Genomic DNA, 19061 nt, shown 5'->3' on the forward strand with positions numbered 1-19061 from the left:
GTCACCTCAGCGGATCGGCATGGGGCGGATCAGCGCCCAGCGGTCCTGTCGCGGCGGAGGTCGGGAGCAACTGCGGGTTGCGTCCCTCAGCTCGTGCGAGCGCGGCACCCACCAGGCCGCAGAACAGCGGTGCGGGCCGATTCGGTCGGCTCTTGAATTCGGGGTGCGCCTGAGTGCCGACCCAGAACGAGTGGCCGTCCAGCTCGATGAACTCTGCCAGACGACCGTCGGGCGAGAGTCCGCTGCACTGCAAGCCCGCCTCTTCCATCCGCTCGCGGTAGGCGCTGTTGACCTCGTAGCGATGGCGGTGCCGCTCGTTGACCAAGGTGTCGCCGTACATCGCGGCGACCCGGCTGCGCGGCGCGAGCCGCGCGACATAGGCACCCAGCCGCATGGTGCCGCCCTTGTCCTGGATGCCGCGCTGGGCGTGCATGAGATCGATGACCGGGTGCAGCGTGTTGGCGTCGAATTCGGTCGAGTTGGCACCCAGCAAACCCAGCTCGTTGCGGCAGAACTCGACGACCATCACTTGCAGGCCCAGGCACAGGCCCAGGCACGGAATGTCGTTCTGGCGGGAGTAGGCGGCCGCGGCGATCTTGCCCTCGATGCCGCGCGAACCGAAGCCGCCGGGAATCACCATGCCGTCGAGGTGTCGCAGCCTGCCGGCGGCGAGCAGACCCTCGATCTCCTCGGAGTGGATCCACTCGATGTCGACCTCGACGCCGTGGTAGGAGGCGGCGTGGCGAAGCGCCTCGACCACCGACAGGTAGGCGTCGGGCAGCGTCACGTACTTGCCGATGATGCCGATGCGGACCGTCGCCTCAGGCGCCTTGATGCGTGCGAGCATCCCCTCCCAGTCGGCAAGGTCGGGCTCGCCGTCTTCCAGTCCCAAGATGCCCAAGAGGAAGCTGTCGAGTCCTTCGGAGCGCAGCACCATCGGGATCTCATACAGGACCGACGAGTCGGGGGCGTTGACCACCCCGGCGAGTTCGACGTCGCTGAGGTTGGAGATCTTGTTGCGGAGCCCGTCCTCGATGGGGCCCTCGCTGCGCAGCACGATGGCATCGGGCTGCACGCCGCGGCTGCGCAGCTCGGTCACCGAGTGCTGGGTGGGCTTGGTCTTCTGCTCGCCCGAGGGACCGATGAACGGCACCAGCGTCACATGCACGTAGCAGATGTTCTGCCGGCCGACCTCGAGACGCATCTGGCGGATCGCCTCGAGGAACGGAAGGATCTCGATGTCGCCGACGGTGCCGCCGACTTCGGTGATCACCACGTCCACATCGCTCGTCGCCAGCTTGCGGATGCGTTCCTTGATCTCGTCGGTGATGTGCGGGATGACCTGCACGGTCCGGCCGAGATACTCGCCGCGGCGCTCGTCCGCGAGCACCTTCTGGTAGATCGAGCCGGTCGTGGCGTTGGAGTCGCGGGTCAGCGACACGTCGATGAACCGCTCGTAGTGACCGAGATCGAGGTCGGTCTCGCCGCCGTCGTCGGTGACGAACACCTCGCCGTGCTCGTAGGGATTGAGCGTGCCGGGGTCGACGTTGATGTACGGGTCCAGCTTCTGCATGGTGACCCGCAGGCCCCGCGCCACGAGCAGGCGCCCGAGGGACGCTGCGGTGAGCCCCTTGCCGAGGGAGCTGGCTACGCCGCCGGTGACGAAAATGTGCTTAGCCACGCGGCGTTTTCGATGGGCTCTGGGGCATGTGTCATCAAGCTACCGTCGCTTCGGGCAGGGTTGGCTGATGCCGGAGGGAAGCCATGAGCGACAGCGGTGAGCACACCCAGCACGCCGGCGGCGACCGCACGCCGGCCGACCTGGTCGTGCACAGCGCCGATCTGGTGGCGACATGCGATGAGCAGCGCCGCGAGATCGCCGGCGGCTGGGTCGCCGTCACCGGCGGACTGATCAGCGCGGTCGGCACCGCCTCCGAGACGCCGCCCGAGGCCAGCCGGCGCATCGATGCCAGCGGGTGCCTCGTGACGCCCGGGCTCATCAACACCCACCATCACATGTACCAGAACCTCACCCGGTCCTACGCACCGGCGCTGCGGGGCGGCCTGTTCGACTGGCTCACCACGCTCTACCCGCTGTGGGCGCGCCTCGACGAAGAAGGCGCGTACCTGTCGGCCTGGGTGGGCCTTGCCGAGCTGGCGCTGGGCGGATGCACCACCAGCACCGATCACCTCTACGTGCACCCCCGCGGTGGAGGCGACCTGATCGCGGCCGAGATCGCTGCGGCAACCGAGCTGGGAATGCGCTTTCACCCGACTCGCGGGTCCATGTCGCTGGGCCAGTCTGACGGCGGGCTGCCGCCCGACGAGGTCTGCCAGACGCCCGAGGAGATCCTCGAGGACTCCGAGCGACTGGTGGGCGTGCACCACGACACCGCTGCGGACGCGATGGTCCGGATCGCGCTCGCGCCGTGCTCACCGTTCTCGGTTTCCACCGACCTGATGACCGCCACAGCGGATCTGGCCGAGCGGCTCGACGTGCGGCTGCACACCCACCTGTGCGAGGACCCCGGCGAGGACGGCTTCTGCCTGGAGATGTTCGGCATGCGACCGGTGGACTACTTCGAGCATTGCGGCTGGGGCTCGAATCGCTCCTGGATCGCGCACGGCGTGCAGCCCAACCCCGCCGAGATCGCCCGCTTGGGCGCATGGGGCACCGGTGTGGCGCACTGCCCGAGCTCGAACCTGCTGCTCGGCGTGGGAGTGGCGCCGGTGCGGGAACTGCGGGCTGCTGGGGTGCCGGTGGGGCTCGGCGTGGACGGCTCGTCCAGCACTGACTCAGCGTCGATGTGGACCGAGGCACGCAATGCGCTGCTCGTAGGACGGCTGCGCGACGGCCAGCGGCACTTGAGCGCCGACAAGGGACTGGACAGCGGCAGGCCCGCCGATGACCGTGACGGCGGCGCCGATGACGCCGTCGAAAGGAACTCGGTCTACTTTTCCGCTCGCGATGTTCTGGATGTAGCGACCCGTGGCAGTGCAGGCTGCCTGGGTCGGGAGGGCGAGATCGGCGAGCTGACGCCCGGCGCATGCGGCGATCTGGTCGTGTGGCAACTCGACGGTCCGGCGTTCGCCGGCGTGCTGTCCGATCCGATCGAGGGGTGGCTGCGCTGCGGCCCGCTGTCGGCTCGCGACACGATCGTGGCCGGCCGTGCGGTCGTGGCCGGCGGCCAGATCGTCCATCCCGCCCTCGACGAACGCCTGGCGGCACATCGGCTCTGCGCCGCTGCCATGCAGCGGGCATAGGGCACAGGCCCGCTGCCATGCAGCGGGCATAACTGTTCTCGTCTAGTAGTCCCGGTACGGCGAGCCGAGCCGGTCCAGCCAACGAAGCGGCGGAACTGCGTCGATGATCCGGCTGAACGACCAGCGTTCGCTGGCCACGTTGAGCACCGCCAGCAAGCCGAGCACCACCCATTCGACGGTTGGCGGGTAGGTCGCGACAGTGGCCATGGCCAACAGGGCACCGAGCGGGTTGACACCGGTGTCGCCCTGCATGTGCAGTTCAGCGAACTCGCTTCTCAACAGCCCGATCGCGGCGCCCGCTGCTGCCGCTGACCATACGGCCCAGTTGGCAGCTTCTGGTCCCAGGTCGAAGGGACGGGTTGCGCCCGTCGCAAGGAGCACCGCTGGAACGAGCCCGACGAGCCACCACGCCGCCGCGGCCTTCGTCGCGCGCCCCGGTGCCCGGTCGAGCAGGTTCAACAGGTTGGCCGCGAGCGCCACAATGACAGCGCCACGCACAAGCGCCGCAAGGCTCCACATCGCATCGGGATCGGCGCCCAAGCCCAGGAGGTGCGGAACCGGATCGAACCAATCGCCGGGATTCGTGCCTGCGAAGTACCGGGCCTTGGCCGGATCGCCCCACTGGGCGATCTGGACTCCCACCAAGGCCACGCAACCGCCGCCGAGTGCCTTCACCATTCCGGTCGTGAGTGCTCGCTGGCGCAGGCTGCGGCGAACGTGTCCAGCGAATCCGCTGGCGGCATGATGACCGTCTGGCGTTGCGCGGGTGTCGTCGCGATAGCCGAGCCACCCGAATCCCACGAGCAGCACCAGCGCAGCGATGCCACCCGCAATGGTCGCCGAATCAGGCGAGCGGGCAACTAGCGCCAGCTGATCCGGCACGTATGCCGCCCACTCAAGATCGCCCTCTGGCAACGACGCGATGACGCCCGTCGTGATCGCGACGACGATGGCGCTGGCAGCGAGCAGGACGAGTCCCGAGACCGCAACAATCGGCTGTCCGCGGTAATTCGGCCGGATCCAGCGGTCCTGGTTCATGCGCGGGCCGAGCCAGTGCCAGAGCCCGGCGGACACCAGCAGCGATCCGCCGAAGGCAGCGATCAGCACCGCCGCCGCGGTCAATCTGCCCGAGATGAGGCCCAACAACGGCCCTGCGGTCATCGCTGCGCGTTTGCGGTGCAGGAGGAGTGGTGGAATGTCACGATTCGTCCGACGGCTGGCGACGTCGTGGCCCCCGCAGGGACCGCAGCCGCTTCGGCAACCCAGCACTGAGTCGTGAAGCTCGACGCCGCCATCGCGCCAGCGGCAGCCGCGACGCGGCATGCCGCAGCGACGGGAGGCGAACCGCACGCAGCCGTCGGCCTCGGACCCGCACTCGGCTGCCCAGCGAGGCCACCATATGCACGAGCGTTCTCGGGCCGCCGATGCGAGACACCACCGCCCGGTAGACATCGCGGCCGATCCGGGCCCGGTGGGAGATCCCTCTGACGTCGCGGCCGCTGGGCATGTGCGAGAACGCGACTTCGATCTCGCTGATGGTGGCACCGCGTGCCGCAGCGTCGAGCGTCAACCCGATCTCGAGGCCGAAGCGCCCGGCCAGTTCGACAGATCGCAGCAGCGATCCCCGCACCGCACGCTGGCCGGACAGCGGCTCGGCCAGCGTCAGTCCTGTCTGGGCGCGAACGACGTGAGCCGCAAACGCCTTCACGAAACCGAATCCGCTGGGCCGGCTCGGAGGTCCCAACACGGCGACCGCCATGTCCGCCTGGCCTTGCGCTACCGGCTCCAGCAATTCGCCTGCAAGCGATGCGCTGTCGCCCACGTCAGCGTCGATCAGCAGGTACGCCTCGGGGGCACCCGATGCTACGACTCCCGCTGCTACCGCGGCTCCCTTGCCGCGGTTGCGGGCAAACTCGACGACCCGGGCTCCCGCGGCTGCGGCGGCGGCTGCGGTGTGGTCTGCGGAGCCGTCGTCCACGACGATGACATCGAGCACATCGTGCACTGTGCGCAGTGCCGTGACCGTGGCACCGACGGTGTCGGCCCGGTTGTATGCAGGCACGATCGCTACCGCATGCGTCATGGCGGGCCCAGTCCGTGATCGGGAGCGGCCGCTGAGAAGTGAGTGACCGCAGGCAGCTCCTCCAGCGCAACCAGCAACGCCAGGTCGCCCGAGAACGTGTCCACCCGGTCGATGGTCGAGAACGACTCCCACAGCAGCGGATCGGACCGGACTCCGGCGACCACCGAGCCGTATGCGGCCGTCGCCGCGCCGCCGGTGGGGACCTCGACGATGACTGCGCTGCCAGCGTGCCCATCATCTGCGATTGCACGCAGCAGATCGAACACGAATGCCTGATTCAGGCCTGCAGCGGCGGCATCGGTGATCACCACGAGCCGCAATTGCTCCCCGCCGAGCAGGTGCAGCGCCACGGCGCCGGTGCCGTCATGAGTGACCAGCTCCAGATCCCGCAGCACGGTGAGCGCAGTGCGCGTCCGCGGCACCGACGAGAATCCTCGCGAGAAGCCGTCGAGGGCACCGGAATCGGTGATGGCGTCGATATCGATGTCGCGAACTGCGCCGGATCCTGCCTCGTCAGGCCGGAACAGCGCCTGCGGCACCAGGAACCGCAGAGATCGCTGCACCGCAGCGCGGCTGTTGCCGGCCAACGAGAACGCGTCGGCGATCTGGTTGCGCACCGACGCGTCGTCGAGGCGCAGGTCGTCGCTGAGCCAGAGCACCCCGCCGAGCTGCGCATCGGTCTCGGCGATCCGGCTGCGGACGGCGGCCACTGCGGCGGGGTCGACGATCTCGGGCGCGACGATCAGCGTCGTGGTGCCGCTGAGGCGCCCCTGCGGGAGATACGGCCGCACGAGGTCTTCCACCTCGAACCGCTCCGAGCGTGCGTCTTCGACGCTCGCAAGCGCCTCATCCCGAGCTGCCACAGCTTCGTCACGAGCTGCCTCAGCTTCAGCGGACCGGTCGATCGCCTCCTGGGTATCGGCTTGGAGCTGGTCCACGCGCGATTCCAGGTTGCTCACGAGCACCGAGTCCACGAACGTCGAGCCCAGCGCCAGGCCGATCGCCAATGCCAGGAACACCGCCGCGATGGACACGATGTGGTAGCGGAGATTGATCACTCAGAAACCCATGTTGATCCACAGTGTGCGCAGCAGCAGCCGGCCCGGTTCGGTCACCGCCGCGATCACTCCGATCGTGAGGAGGGCCGACACGATGAGCATCGCCATGTCGCGCTTGCGCACCTGTGTTCGGTACAGCCGGCTCACGCCCTTGGCATCCACCAGCGCTGAGGAGACCTGCATCCGCGTGAGGAACGTCGAAGCCATGCCGCTGCGGCCCTTGTCGAAGAAATCGACCATCGACGTGTGCGACCCGACCTCCACGATCTGTTCGGCTCGCTGCTCGAACGCCAGCCGCAGCGCGAGGTCCTCGCTGGTGCCAGGTGCCGCGATGACGTCGTAGTCGAGGCCTGCGTCGTCGAGTCTGCGGGCTCCCGGCACGCCTCCGGAGGGGTAGCCGTGCACGATCAGCTGCGCGCCGCAGTTCAACGCTCGCGGCGAGACCGAGTCGAAGTCACCGATGATGATCTGAGGTGTGAGACCTGCGTCGAGCAGCGCATCGGCGCCTCCGTCCACGCCGATGATCACGGGTCGCATGTCGGCCATGTAGCCCGAGCGCCGCAGCGCCGCGAGATCCTCCCGATAGTCGATGCCGCGCACTACCACCAGCACGTGCCGGCGACGCAGCTGGTGGCGCAGCGGGGGGACCTCCAGCTCGTCGGTGAGGATCTGCGGCTCTTGGTCCAAGTACTCCAGCGTGTTGCGGGCGAAGCTGCCAAGCTCGCTGCGCACTGCCACACGCGCCGATTCCAGGACTCGTTCGAAGTACTCGGCATCTCGGCGGTAGCCGGTACCGATGAGCTCACCCTCACGCAGCACCTCGCCGTCCGTCACGGCGATCTCGTCACCATCGCGCAGTGATTCGAACGCATCTTCGCCGACGTCGTCGAGCACGGGCACCCCGGCTTGAGCGAGCGTGAGCCCGCCCAGCGCCGGATACCTGCCGCTCATCGTCGGCACGGCGTTGACCACCGCTGCAGCCCCCGCTGCAAGCAGTCCGTCCGCGGCAACCCGATCCAGATCCGAGTGGTGAATGACGGCGATCTCGCCGCGTTCGAGACGCGGCAGCAGGTTCTTGGTGCGGCGATCCACCCGACACCGTCCTGCCACTCCCGCATGACGGCTGTTCCGGCGGCGACGCAGGTGACGGCGTGACGGATTCACTCGCCGCCGGGTCGTGCTCACGGGACTGGACTGCTGGCCGCTGGCTGCCCATCTCGGGGGCGCGGCCGGGACGCCTCGGCACTGCGGAGCAGATCGCTCGCGTGCTGGCGACCGCTGTCCCACGACGGCTGACCTGCGAGCATCCGCGCCAGTTCGGTTACGCGGTCCGTCCCGTTCACCGCAACCAGATCGGAAGCCACCGACACACCGTCATCAGACTTGCGCACGGCGACATGGTGGTGAGCGAACGCCGCGACCTGCGGGAGATGTGTCACCACCAGGACCTGGTGGCGCTCGGCCAACGAGGTGAGCGCCTGACCGACTGCCAAGGCAGCCTCGCCGCCGATACCGGCGTCCACTTCGTCGAACACCAGCGTGGGCGGACCGGCCGTGAGGACCAGCCGCAGCGCCAGCATCACTCGCGCCAGCTCTCCGCCGGAGGCCACCTTCGACATCGCTCCGGGTGGCGAGCCCCGGTTGGCGCTGAAGAGCAGCTCGACGCCGTCGCACGGCGGATCGCCGGTGACCCGGACTTCCAGCGTCCCGCCGGCCAGCGCCAGCGACGCCAGGTGCCCGGTCACTGCGGCGGCTAGGCCGGGAGCTGCCGCCTGGCGAGCCGCAGCCACTGCGCGGGCCTCGTCGTCGACGCGGCGCTGCGCCGCAGCGATTCCTGCCTCCAGCTCGGAGGCAAGCTCAGCATGGCGCTGGAGTTGCGAGAGGCGTTCTGCGGCACGAGTTCCGAACGCTGCCACTTCGCCGAGCGTGTCGCCGTACTTGCGCGTCAGCTCGCGCAGCATCTGGTGCCGCGCCCGCACCTCGGCCAGCGCCTGCGGATCGTCCTCGATGATGTCGAGCACGCCGCGCAGCTGTGCGACCGTGTCGTCCAGCTCCGCAGCCGCCGCGGCAAGCCGTTCGCTGGTGGGCGCGAATGCCGGGCGCCCGGCCAGGGCAGCCGCGGCACTGCCCAGCTTGTCGATGGCACCGTCGTCACCCGACAGCGCTTGACGTGCAGCGTGGCCGTCGGCGAGGTGGGCTGTGGCGTCTGCGAGGAGATCTTCCCGCTCGGCGATCTGTTCGAGCTCGCCGGGGTCGTCCAGTTGCGCGGCGGAGATCTCGTCCACCTGATACCTCAGCAGGTCCATCTCCTGTGCCCTGGCACGTACATCGCCGCCGATCGCTTCGAGATTGTCGACCAGGGCGCGCAGATCGTCTCGCGCAGCTCTCAGCGGGCGCAGGTCGGCGCCGCCCCAGCGATCCAGGGCTTCGCGTTGGGTCCGCGGACGCAGCAGCGACTGGTGCTGGTGCTGGCCGTGCAGATCGACGAGCCCGATGCCGAGCTCGGCAAGCTCGGGTGCCGATGCCATGGTGCCGTCGAGGTAGGCGCGGCTGCGGCCTGCGGCCGGGATGACACGGCGCAGCACCCGCTCGCTGCCGTCGGGGCCGACAAACCTGCCCTCCACCACCGCTTCGTCAGCCCCTGAGCGCACCATCGCGGGATCTGCGCGGCCGCCCATGAGCAGCTGCACCGCCTGCACGACGAGCGTCTTGCCGGCGCCGGTCTCGCCGGTCAGCGCCGTCATGCCAGCGCCGAGCACCAGCCGGGCGCTGGAGATCACGCCGAGATTGCGCACGGCCAGCTCGGCCAGCATCGCCAGCTCAGCGATCCTTGAGGCCGAACTTGTGCTTCAGCACGCGGTGGAAGCTGTCGCCGCCGGCGGTCACCAGCCGGGCGGTGTAGGGAGCACGCGTGACCACGAGTTCGTCGCCGGTCTGCAGCATCGTGGCGGATCGGCCGTCCACGGCCGCGAGCGCCGGCCGCTCGCTCATCACCCGGATGCCGATCTCGGTGTCGGGAGGCAGCAGCAGCGACCGGTCGAACAGCATGTGTGGTGCAACCGGCGTGACCTGCAGCGAAGAGTGCGTCGGAGCCACCACAGCTCCGCCTGCGGACAGGCTGTACGCGGTGGACCCGGTAGGGGTGGACACGATGATGCCGTCAGCCGCGTAGGTAGCGAACATGTCGCCGTCGAGCCACACCTCCAGCCGCACCGTGTGGCCCGGATCGCGCTTCTCGAGCACGACCTCGTTCAGGCCCGTCCACGCCGCCGCATCATCGCCGTCGTCGGCGTCGCCTCCGGGCGCTCTGCGCACTGACGCACTGACCATCATCCGCTCGGAGATCGCCAGCGAGCCCGCGAGCGCAGCCGCGACCGCTTCGACCAGCTCGGACGGCTCGAAGGGGGTCAGGTAGCCGAGGTGCCCGACGTTCACCCCGAGCACCGGCACTCCCGCCGCGGCGACCAGGTCGAGCGAGCGCAGCATCGTGCCGTCGCCCCCGACGCTCACGGCCAGGTCGGGGGCCGCGCGGATCGGTTCGGCTGCGACCAGATCGCCGCGACCGATGGCCATCGCCTCGACGCTCCCCATCGAGACTGTATGGCCCGCATTCTCGAGCCAGTCCACGAGCCCTTTCGACGCGGTCAATGCTTCGTCGCGCTCGGCGTGCGCGATGACGAGCACGGCGCTCATCGGGAGCTCCCGGCGTCGATGCGGGGATCCTCAGCGTGCTGCACCGCTGCGTCGATGGCGCTGTGCAGCACGAAATCGGCTGCGCCGGCAGTCTCGGTGCGCCGGCAATGCAGGAAATACTCGACATTGCCCGCAGCGCCACGCAGTGGCGACGGGATGACGCCCGCCGGCACGAGCCCATACTCGGACGCCGACGCTGCCACTTCGGCCAGCACGCGCCGCCACACCGCCGGATCGCGAACGACACCCTTGCCACGCGACGCCTCGCGGCGGCCGGCTTCGAACTGCGGCTTGACCAGCAGCACGAGATCGCCGCCGGGCGCGGTGCAGCCAGCCAGGCGTGCCATCACCGTTCGCAGCGAGATGAACGACAGATCGGCGGTCACGATGTCGACCGGGCCGCCGATGTCATCAGCGTCGAGATGGCGAACGTTGCAGCGCTCGCGCACCGTGACTCTCGGGTCCGCTCGCAGCCCGGCATCGAGCTGTCCCCGACCGACATCGACCGCCACGACGCCGGTTGCTCCACGCTGCAGCAGGCAATCGGTGAATCCCCCGGTGCTCGCACCGGCATCGAGCGCCCGCCGGCCGCGAACGTCGATCTCGAAGGCATCCAGCGCCGCATCGAGCTTCTCGCCGCCGCGCGACACGAATCGGGCACCCTCGCCGCTGACGTGAACGGGTTCGGACGCCGCCACCATCCGCGATGCCTTGTGCGCGACCGCACCGCTGACCAGCACACGGCCGCCGGAGATGAGGGCCTGCGCCGCGGTCCGGGTCGGTGCCATGGCTCGGCGCACGAGTTCGCTGTCGAGGCGTCGTCGCACGGCGGTCATAAAGCCGAAAGTACCAGCGAGCCCCGCTGCCGCCGCAGGGATTTTCGTGGGAGGGAGATAATTCTCAGACGAACCAGGTGCCGCGTGAGCGCAGCATCTGCGCGATGTCCGCAGCGCCCTGCTTCTGCTGGGCCGCTGCCAGCTGCCGCGTGGTGGCCATGGCGTACTCGCTGCGGCGCACGGCACGGAACACGCCGATCGGCGTCGGCTCGAACGGCCCGCGCGCCAGTCGGGCCAGCATGAAGGCCGTGGAGGGGTCGTGCTTGGACTCGTCATGAACCAGCAGCTCGTCGTCGCTCACGTCGGCGGTATGGACGACGCGAGCGCAGCCGGCCTCATCGATCACCCCGAATTCGCCGTCGGCCCCGAATCGGATGGGCTCGCCATCGCGCAGCGGGATGAGATTGGCGTCGCGGTTCTGCTTCTTGGTGACGCCCTCGAACGCGCCGTCGTTGAAGACGTTGCAGTTCTGGAAGACCTCCACGAACGCCGCCCCATCGTGGGCATGGGCCCGCTGGAACGTGTCCATCATGTGCTGGCGATCCATGTCGTGCGTCCGGGCGACGAAGGAGGCTTCGGCCCCGAGCGCCACTGCCAGCGGGTTGAACGGGGCATCCAGCGAACCCATCGGCGAGCTCTTGGTGACCTTGCCGATCTCGCTGGTGGGGCTGAACTGACCCTTGGTGAGGCCGTAGATCTGGTTGTTGAACAGCAGCAGCTTGATCTTGACGTTGCGCCGAAGGGCGTGGATCAGGTGGTTGCCGCCGATGGACAGCATGTCGCCGTCGCCGCCGATCACCCACACGTCGAGATCGGGGCGAGCCATCGCCAGACCGGTCGCGATAGCCGGCGCACGGCCGTGGATCCCGTGAACGCCGTAGGTGTTCATGTAGTACGGGAAGCGGGCGGCACAGCCGATGCCGGAGACGAACACGGTGTTGCGCGGCTCGGTGCCGAGGCTCGGCATCAGCATCCTCAGCGCTGTGAGGATCGAGTAGTCACCGCAGCCGGGGCACCACCGCACCTCCTGGTCGGAGGCCCAGTCGCCGGGCTGTGTCGTCGGCGTGAAGGACGTGTCGGTCATCGTGCTGTTTGCCTCTCGGGTTTCTTGATCGGGGTCGCGGTGCTCATACCGTTGACAGTGCTTCGAGTCGCTTGTGGACAGCGTCGGTCACCTCGCCGGTGGTGAACGGCACGCCGTCGATCTTGCCGATGTGCTCGACGTCGATCAGGTACCTGGCACGCACGATGTCGCAGAGCTGGCCCTTGTTCATCTCGGGGCACACCACGGCGCGGTAGCGCCCCAGCACGTCGCCGAGGTTGGCCGGCAGCGGATTCAGGTGGCGCAGGTGCACGTGTGCCACCTCGAAGCCGGCCTCGCGCAGCCGTCCCGCGGCCGCGTCGATGGCGCCCCACGTCGAGCCCCAGCCCAGCACCGCCAAGTCGGCGTCGACGTCGCCGGCGACTTCCACGTCGGGCACGTCGACACCGTCGACCTTGGCCTGCCGCAGGTCGACCATGAGCTGGTGGTTCTCGGGCTCGTAGGAGATGTTGCCGGTGCCGTCCTCTTTCTCGATGCCGCCGACGCGGTGCATCAGATCGGGCGTGCCCGGGATCGCCCACGGTCGAGCCAGCGTCTCGGGGTCACGCAGGTACGGCAGGAAGATGCCGTCACCGTCTTCGTTGGTGCCGTTGAACCCGGTGGCAAAATCGACGCCGATATCGGGCAGCGAATTGACATCGGGCAACAGCCACGGCTCGGAACTGTTGGCCAGGTAGCCGTCGGAGAGCACGATCACCGGCGTCCGGTACTTCAGCGCGATGCGGCACGCCTCGATCGCAATGTCGAAGCAGTCGGCCGGGCTGCGCGGTGCGACCACCGGCAGCGGCGACTCCGAGTGCCGTCCGTACATGGCCATCATCAGGTCGGCCTGCTCGGGCTTGGTGGGCAGGCCCGTGGACGGTCCGCCGCGCTGGATGTCGAGCACCACCAGCGGCAGCTCCAAGCTCACGGCCAAGCTGAGCGTCTCGCCCTTGAGTGCCAAGCCGGGGCCCGAGGTGGAGGTGAACGCCAGCGCACCCCCGAAAGCCGCGCCGACCGCGGAAGCCGCAGCGGCAATCTCGTCCTCGGCCTGGAAGGTGCGTACGCCGAAGTTCTTCTTCAGCGACATCTCGTGCAGGATGTCCGAGGCCGGGGTGATGGGGTACGAGCCCAAGAAGATCGGCAGGCGTGCGAGCTGGCCTGCAACGATGCAGCCCCAGGCCAGGGCCGTGTTGCCGTTCACGTTGGTGTACTCGCCAGGAGCCAGCGGCGCCGGCTTCACCTCGTAGTGCGCCTCGAAGATCTCGGCGGTCTCGCCGAAGTTGTAGCCCGCCTTGAACGCGGACGTGTTGGCATCGATGACTTGGGTGCGGCCCCGGAACTTGGTGTTGATGAACTCGAGCGTCGGCTCGACGGGCCGGGTGTACATCCACGAGATCAGCCCGAGAGCGAAGAAGTTCTTGGACCGCTCCGCGTCACGCGGCTTCACGCCGTGCTCAGCCACCGCGTCGCGGGTGATCTGACTCATCGGCACGGGATAGGTCCGGTAGTCGTCGAGGGTGCCGTCGTCGAGCGGGTTAGTGGCGTATCCGGCCTTCTCCAGGTTGCGCTCGTTGAAGGCATCGGTATTGACGATCAGCGCTCCACCCTGGGCGAGGTTGTGCAGCTGGGCCTTGAGCGCTGCGGGGTTCATGGCCACGAGCACGGTCGGCGCATCGCCCGGCGTGGTGATGTCGAAATCGGAGATCCGCACTTGGAACGCCGATACGCCGGCCAGCGTCCCTTGCGGCGCCCGGATCTCGGCGGGAAACTCGGGCAGCGTCGACAGGTCGTTGCCGAGGGCCGCCGAGATGCTTGTGAACTGGTCGCCTGTCAACTGCATGCCGTCGCCGGAGTCACCGGCGAAACGGATGATGACCTCGTCGATCTCCTGCAGCGGCAGTTCGCGCGATGCGGTGTCGGTCACGGGCTCTCCTCGAAGAAGTACGGCACAGGGGGAAGCGGCCGCTCCAAGCGACCACGCTAGCCGCGGCCGCTGCGATGCGGCCGGGTTCAGAATCACCTCAGGCGATGGTCACCGCCGGGTCCAGGTAGACGTTCTGGATGGCGCCGAGCAGCTCGACGCCTTCGGCCATCGGCCGCTGGAATGCCTTGCGGCCCGATATGAGCCCGATGCCGCCGGCCCGCTTGTTGACGACCGCCGTCGTGACCGCTTCGGCCAGATCGGTCGCTCCGGAGCTGGCCCCGCCAGAGTTGATCAGCCCGACGCGTCCCATGTAGCAATTGGCCACCTGCCAGCGGCACAGATCGACGGGGTGCTCGCTGGTGAGCTGGTCGTACACGGCGGCGTGGGTCTTGCCGAACCCGGGCACCGAGACGAATGCGCCGTTGTTCTCCGGCAGCTTCTGCTTGATGATGTCGGCCTCGATCGTCACCCCGAGGTGGTTGGCCTGAGCAGTGGCGTCGGCAGCCACGTGGTGGTCGACCCCCCCGTCCTGGCCCGAGAGGTTGATCGCCGAGTTGCGCAGGTAGCACCACAGCACCGTGAACATGCCCAGCCGGTGGGCTTCCTCGAATGCGGCGGCGACCTCGGTGATCTGGCGGCCGCTCTCGGGCGAGGCGAAGTAGATCGTCGCCCCGACGCCGGTCGCCCCGAGTTCGTGAGCCCGTGCCACCGACCCGAACATGATCTGGTCGTACTTCGCCGGGTAGGTCAGCAGCTCGTTGTGATTGAGCTTGACGATGAACGGGATGCGATGGGCATAGCGCCGGGACACCGCGCCGAGCACGCCGAACGTGGTGGCCACCGAGTTGCAGCCCCCTTCGATGGCCAGCTCAACGATCGAGGCCGGATCGAAGTAGATCGGGTTGGGGGCGAACGAGGCCGCGCCCGAGTGCTCGATGCCCTGGTCCACCGGCAGGATCGAGACGTAGCCGCTGCCGCCGAGGCGACCGTGGTCGAACAGCGATTGGAGGCTGCGCATGACCTGCGGGGAGCGGTCGGTGCCGGCGACGACGTCGGTCACGAACTCGGGGCCGGGCAGGGTCAGCAGGTCGCGCCCGATGCCTTCGCACTTGTGGTCCAGCAGATAGGAGGCCTGATCGCCCAGCAGTCGCTCGATCTCAATCGTCACGGTCGGCAGTCATGTTGGCAGCGTGTGTCGCACGATCGGTCGTCACCGGTTCTCGGGAACGGTACGGAGGGTCGGTACACCCCAACGGCGCTCGCCGATCGACGGCTTCACTCTATCCGCGCGCCTGCGGCGAGTGGCTGACCGTCACAGCGTGCTCAGCGGCGCCGATTCCCACCGTCGCTAGTCGGCCCCCAAGCCGAGTGCGGCAAGCCGTTCCTGCACGTCCACGAATCCGGGTTCGACCGTGTGGATGCGGGCAAATCCGCGTCGGGCCCGCTGCAGATCGCCCACCCGGTCGTACAGATCCGCAAGCGCGTACCACAACCGCAGGTGGTGCTCCTTGGGTCGTTTGGGACGCAGCGGACCGGCCTCCAGCAGGCGGATGGCATCACGCGGCCGGCCTTCGTCGGCGAGAGCGCCCGCCGCCACGATCCGCCCCTCGGTGATGGTCTGGGCGTCCGGGTCGGCGTGCCTCAGCCGATCCCACGCGTCGTGCACTTCGTTGAGCCGTCCGAGCGCCCGGTAGCAGTCCGCGAGCACCGGCAGCTGGTCGATCGCGCCCGTCAGCTGCTCGTACTGCTCGAGCCGGTTCGCGGCTGCAGTCCATCGGCCGAGCCGGTAGAGCGTGAGCCCATAGAGCTCCTGCACCTCGGCGATAGCCGCGTATCGCGATGCCAGCGGCCGCAGCGTGACGAGGGCATCGCCGAAGCGCTCCGCGAGGAAGTCCTCGCCGGCCTCGCGCAGCCGCTGCGCCAGCCGCCGCTGCTCTGGGGCGGGCATGCCGCGCACGCCGACCGGTTCGAGCTGAGGGACCTCGAGGCGCACCGTGGGGCGACGGCGGGACGACGAGCCCTGCGGCGCACGCCCGGTGCGCTCGGGCGCCGGCGGTGGCTGAGGTCGCGGGCTGTGGCGTTCGGGCACGTTCGCCTCGTAGGCGCCGCCCCGGTCGGCGCCGGGGATCGGCCGCAGCACCGACGCGCCCTTGCGGGCCACCCCGCCCCAGTCGGTGCGGCGAGCCGCCCGGGACGCAACCTCGTCGACGGGCTTATCGGGTCGCCGCGGAGCGTCCGGGCGGCGCTGCTGGGGCCGCCGACCGCGATTGCGGCGCTGTTGATCATCGCCATCAGAACGGCCCCGGGGGCCGCGATCAGGCTGACCACGACGGCTTCGATCCTGCCGCTGGCCACGATCGCGATCGGGTCGCCCATGCGTCGGTTTACGAGGCGGGCGCCGGTTCTGCGTCACCCCCCGAGGGTAGGCCCACAAGCGCGAAGAACCCCCGCCGCAAACACGACGGGGGTTCAGGGTTCCGGCGGCGACCTACTCTCCCAGGGGAATTGCCCCCAAGTACCATCGGCGCTGGCAGGCTTAACTTCCGTGTTCGGAATGGGAACGGGTGTGGCCCTGCCGCCATAACCACCGGAGATCTGTCGGTGCAGACTCCTGCACGCGATGCACGAGCAGCGCACACGCTCGGGTGCGCTTCTTCAAGGCTGAGTATCGATACCAAGCCCTCGGCCGATTAGTACCGGTCTGCTGAACACATTGCTGCGCTTACACATCCGGCCTATCAACGTGGTTATCTGCCACGGGCCTTACCTGGTTGTACCAGTGGGAGATCTCATCTTGGAACGGGCTTCGCGCTTAGATGCTTTCAGCGCTTATCCCTTCCGCAGGTCGCCAACCAGCCGTGCTCCTGGCGGAACAACTGGCACACGAGAGCTGCGTCCATCCGGGTCCTCTCGTACTACGGACAGCTTTCCTCAAATCTCCTACAGCCACAGAGGATAGGGACCGAACTGTCTCACGACGTTCTAAACCCAGCTCGCGTACCGCTTTAATGGGCGAACAGCCCAACCCTTGGGACCTGCTTCAGCCCCAGGATGCGATGAGCCGACATCGAGGTGCCAAACCTTCCCGTCGATATGGACTCTTGGGGAAGATGAGCCTGTTATCCCCGGGGTACCTTTTATCCGTTGAGCAACGACGCTTCCACACGCAATCGCTGGATCACTATGCCCTGCTTTCGCACCTGCTCGACCTGTATGTCTCACAGTCAAGCTCCCTTGTGCCATTGCACTCGACGACTGATTGCCAACCAGTCTGAGGGAACCTTTGGGCGCCTCCGTTACCATTTGGGAGGCGACCGCCCCAGTCAAACTACCCGCCTGGCACTGTTCCCGAACCCGATCAGGGTCCTAGGTTAGAGTTCCGACATGAGCAGGGTCGTATTTCAAGGGTGACTCCACGCATGCTGGCGCACACGCTTCCTCGTCTCCGACCTATCCTACACAACACGTGCCACAACCCAATACCAAGTTATAGTAAAGGTCCACGGGGTCTTTCCGTCCTTCTGTAGCCAACGAGCATCTTTACTCGTACTTCAATTTCGCCGGGTCTGTGGTTGAGACAGTGGGAAAGTCGTTACGCCATTCGTGCAGGTCGGAACTTACCCGACAAGGAATTTCGCTACCTTAGGACCGTTATAGTTACGGCCGCCGTTTACCGGGGCTTAGGTTCACAGCTTCGCTCCGAAGAGCTAACCGTTCCCCGTAACCTTCCGGCACCGGGCAGGCGTCACAGCGTATACATGGTCTTACGACTTCGCACGCTGCTGTGTTTTTAGTAAACAGTCGCTTTCCCCTATTTTGTGCCACCCTTTCCGGCTCAAGCAGCAAGTGCTGTCACCATCGCAGGGTCATCCTTCTCCCGAAGTTACGGATGCAATTTGCCGAGTTCCTTAACCACAGTTCTCCCGTTCGCCTGAGTATGCTCTACCTGCCTACCTGTGTTGGTTTAGGTACGGGCACCACGTGAGCTCGCTAGAGGCTTTTCTCGGCAGCATGGAATCAGTGACTTCGCCTGTAGCGGCTCGGCGTCGCGTCTCAGACTTCATGGGGCCCGGACTTACCTAGTCCCCGTCCTACTCGCTTACCCCAGGTCTACCATCGCCTGGGTTCACCTATCCTCCTGCGTCCCCTCATTGCTGTCCTCGGTGCGGTGGGTCGGTTCGTCGTTCCCCGAAGGGAGGACAGCCCCTTAGCAACCGCATTTTGGACTGGGCGCGCACGCGGTGGTACCGGAATATCAACCGGTTGTGCATCGACTACGCCTCTCGGCCTCGCCTTAGCTCCCGACTAACCCTGGGAGGACCAGCCTTCCCCAGGAACCCTTGGGCTTACGGCGGAGGGGATTCGCACCCCTCTCTCGCTACTCATGCCAGCATTCTCACTCGGACCCGCTCCACCGGCGCTCACGCTCCGGCTTCGCAGCAGGCACGACGCTCCCCTACCCCTCAAGCACACCCGCAGGCGTACTCAAAGGCGCGGCTTCGGCGGTGTATTTAGCCCCGTTACATTATCCGCGCAGGACCACTCGACCAGTGAGCTGTTACGCACTCTTTCAAGGGTGGCTGCTTCTAAGCCAACCTCCTGGCTGTCTGGGCAATCCCACATCGTTTGCCACTTAATACACACTTAGGGGCCTTAGCCGGCGCTCTGGGCTGTTTCCCTTTCGTCCAACGAAGCTCATCCCCCGTGGACTCACTGCCGCACTCTGGAGCCATGGCATTCGGAGTTTGACTGGGGTCGGTAAGCTTGTGGGCCCCCTAGCCCAATCAGTGCTCTACCTCCATGGCTGAACGTGCGACGCTGCACCAAAATGCATTTCGGGGAGAACCAGATATCACCGTGTTTGATTGGCCTTTCACCCCTATCCACAGGTCATCCGCCCAGTTTTCAACCTAGGTCGGTTCGGGCCTCCACGGAGTCTTACCTCCGCTTCACCCTGCCCATGGATAGATCACACGGCTTCGGGTCTACAGCATGCGACTATGCGCCCTATTCAGACTCGCTTTCGCTCCGGCTCCCCATCGCTGGTTAACCTTGCCACACACCATAACTCGCTGGCTCATTCTTCAAAAGGCACGCTGTCGCGCACGGACACGAATGT

The 19061-nt window shown here is 67.4% G+C and carries 13 protein-coding genes and 2 rRNA genes (1 of these 15 cut by a window edge); 1 reads left to right on the plus strand and 14 read right to left on the minus strand.

Translation table 11 applies throughout. The features are described 5' to 3' along the window. Nucleotide 1: 1 nt before the first annotated feature. Nucleotides 2-1681 (minus strand): CTP synthase, encoded by a 1680-nt coding sequence (locus ACOGW9_RS01065; protein ID WP_419907551.1) that lies wholly within the window; start codon nucleotides 1679-1681, stop codon nucleotides 2-4. A gap of 83 nt (nucleotides 1682-1764) precedes the next feature. Between ACOGW9_RS01065 and ACOGW9_RS01070 the strand changes: the two genes are divergently transcribed. Continuing rightward, entirely contained in the window at nucleotides 1765-3264 is a 1500-nt protein-coding gene (locus ACOGW9_RS01070; protein ID WP_419907553.1) for an amidohydrolase family protein, read from the plus strand. A gap of 42 nt (nucleotides 3265-3306) precedes the next feature. Here ACOGW9_RS01070 and ACOGW9_RS01075 read toward each other — a convergent pair whose 3' ends face one another. The 13 genes from ACOGW9_RS01075 to ACOGW9_RS01135 all read right to left on the minus strand — a co-directional run. Continuing rightward, entirely contained in the window at nucleotides 3307-4425 is a 1119-nt protein-coding gene (locus ACOGW9_RS01075; protein WP_419907555.1) for a hypothetical protein, read from the minus strand. A gap of 37 nt (nucleotides 4426-4462) precedes the next feature. After that, nucleotides 4463-5326, minus strand: a complete 864-nt coding sequence (locus ACOGW9_RS01080; RefSeq protein WP_419907557.1) for a glycosyltransferase — start codon at nucleotides 5324-5326, stop codon at nucleotides 4463-4465. Between the two features lie 17 nt (nucleotides 5327-5343). Then, entirely contained in the window at nucleotides 5344-6405 is a 1062-nt protein-coding gene (locus ACOGW9_RS01085; RefSeq protein ID WP_419907559.1) for a copper transporter, read from the minus strand. Next, on the minus strand, nucleotides 6406-7590 hold the full coding sequence (gene steA / locus ACOGW9_RS01090) for a putative cytokinetic ring protein SteA (protein ID WP_419907561.1): 1185 nt from the start codon (nucleotides 7588-7590) through the stop codon (nucleotides 6406-6408). It abuts the gene before it with no gap. After that, on the minus strand, nucleotides 7587-9218 hold the full coding sequence (gene recN, locus ACOGW9_RS01095; RefSeq protein ID WP_419907563.1) for a DNA repair protein RecN: 1632 nt from the start codon (nucleotides 9216-9218) through the stop codon (nucleotides 7587-7589). The genes steA and recN overlap by 4 nt, the downstream gene beginning before the upstream one ends. Before the next feature lie 7 nt (nucleotides 9219-9225). Beyond that, on the minus strand, nucleotides 9226-10098 hold the full coding sequence (locus ACOGW9_RS01100) for an NAD(+)/NADH kinase (protein WP_419907565.1): 873 nt from the start codon (nucleotides 10096-10098) through the stop codon (nucleotides 9226-9228). Next, nucleotides 10095-10934 (minus strand): TlyA family RNA methyltransferase, encoded by an 840-nt coding sequence (locus tag ACOGW9_RS01105; protein WP_419907567.1) that lies wholly within the window; start codon nucleotides 10932-10934, stop codon nucleotides 10095-10097. The genes ACOGW9_RS01100 and ACOGW9_RS01105 overlap by 4 nt, the downstream gene beginning before the upstream one ends. A 64-nt stretch (nucleotides 10935-10998) precedes the next feature. Continuing rightward, nucleotides 10999-12018 carry a 2-oxoacid:ferredoxin oxidoreductase subunit beta gene (locus ACOGW9_RS01110; RefSeq protein ID WP_419907569.1) on the minus strand — a complete coding sequence of 340 codons (1020 nt, stop codon included), beginning with the start codon at nucleotides 12016-12018 and terminating at the stop codon, nucleotides 10999-11001. 43 nt (nucleotides 12019-12061) lie between these two features. After that, a complete protein-coding gene (locus ACOGW9_RS01115) occupies nucleotides 12062-13942 on the minus strand; it encodes a 2-oxoacid:acceptor oxidoreductase subunit alpha (protein WP_419907571.1) in 1881 nt (626 codons plus the stop codon). Nucleotides 13943-14039: 97 nt separating this feature from the next. After that, nucleotides 14040-15110 (minus strand): class I fructose-bisphosphate aldolase, encoded by a 1071-nt coding sequence (locus ACOGW9_RS01120; protein ID WP_419907573.1) that lies wholly within the window; start codon nucleotides 15108-15110, stop codon nucleotides 14040-14042. A gap of 180 nt (nucleotides 15111-15290) precedes the next feature. Beyond that, a complete protein-coding gene (locus ACOGW9_RS01125; protein ID WP_419907575.1) occupies nucleotides 15291-16103 on the minus strand; it encodes a hypothetical protein in 813 nt (270 codons plus the stop codon). Nucleotides 16104-16417: 314 nt separating this feature from the next. Then, a 5S ribosomal RNA gene (gene rrf / locus ACOGW9_RS01130) occupies nucleotides 16418-16534 on the minus strand. Nucleotides 16535-16612: 78 nt separating this feature from the next. After that, nucleotides 16613-19061: ribosomal RNA gene (locus tag ACOGW9_RS01135) — 23S ribosomal RNA — on the minus strand (it continues 634 nt past the right edge of the window).

This window comes from Candidatus Poriferisodalis sp. (genome assembly GCF_965203655.1).
Classification (GTDB): domain Bacteria; phylum Actinomycetota; class Acidimicrobiia; order Acidimicrobiales; family Poriferisodalaceae; genus Poriferisodalis.

Excerpts from the sequence above, each read along its gene's own strand:
- ACOGW9_RS01100 (WP_419907565.1), bottom strand. The coding sequence starts at position 10,098 with ATGAGCGCCGTGCTCGTCATCGCGCACGCCGAGCGCGACGAAGCATTG.
- ACOGW9_RS01110 (WP_419907569.1), bottom strand. The coding sequence starts at position 12,018 with ATGACCGACACGTCCTTCACGCCGACGACACAGCCCGGCGACTGGGCC.
- ACOGW9_RS01075 (WP_419907555.1), bottom strand. The coding sequence starts at position 4,425 with ATGACCGCAGGGCCGTTGTTGGGCCTCATCTCGGGCAGATTGACCGCG.
- recN (WP_419907563.1), bottom strand. The coding sequence starts at position 9,218 with ATGCTGGCCGAGCTGGCCGTGCGCAATCTCGGCGTGATCTCCAGCGCC.
- ACOGW9_RS01105 (WP_419907567.1), bottom strand. The coding sequence starts at position 10,934 with ATGACCGCCGTGCGACGACGCCTCGACAGCGAACTCGTGCGCCGAGCC.
- ACOGW9_RS01070 (WP_419907553.1), top strand. The coding sequence starts at position 1,765 with ATGAGCGACAGCGGTGAGCACACCCAGCACGCCGGCGGCGACCGCACG.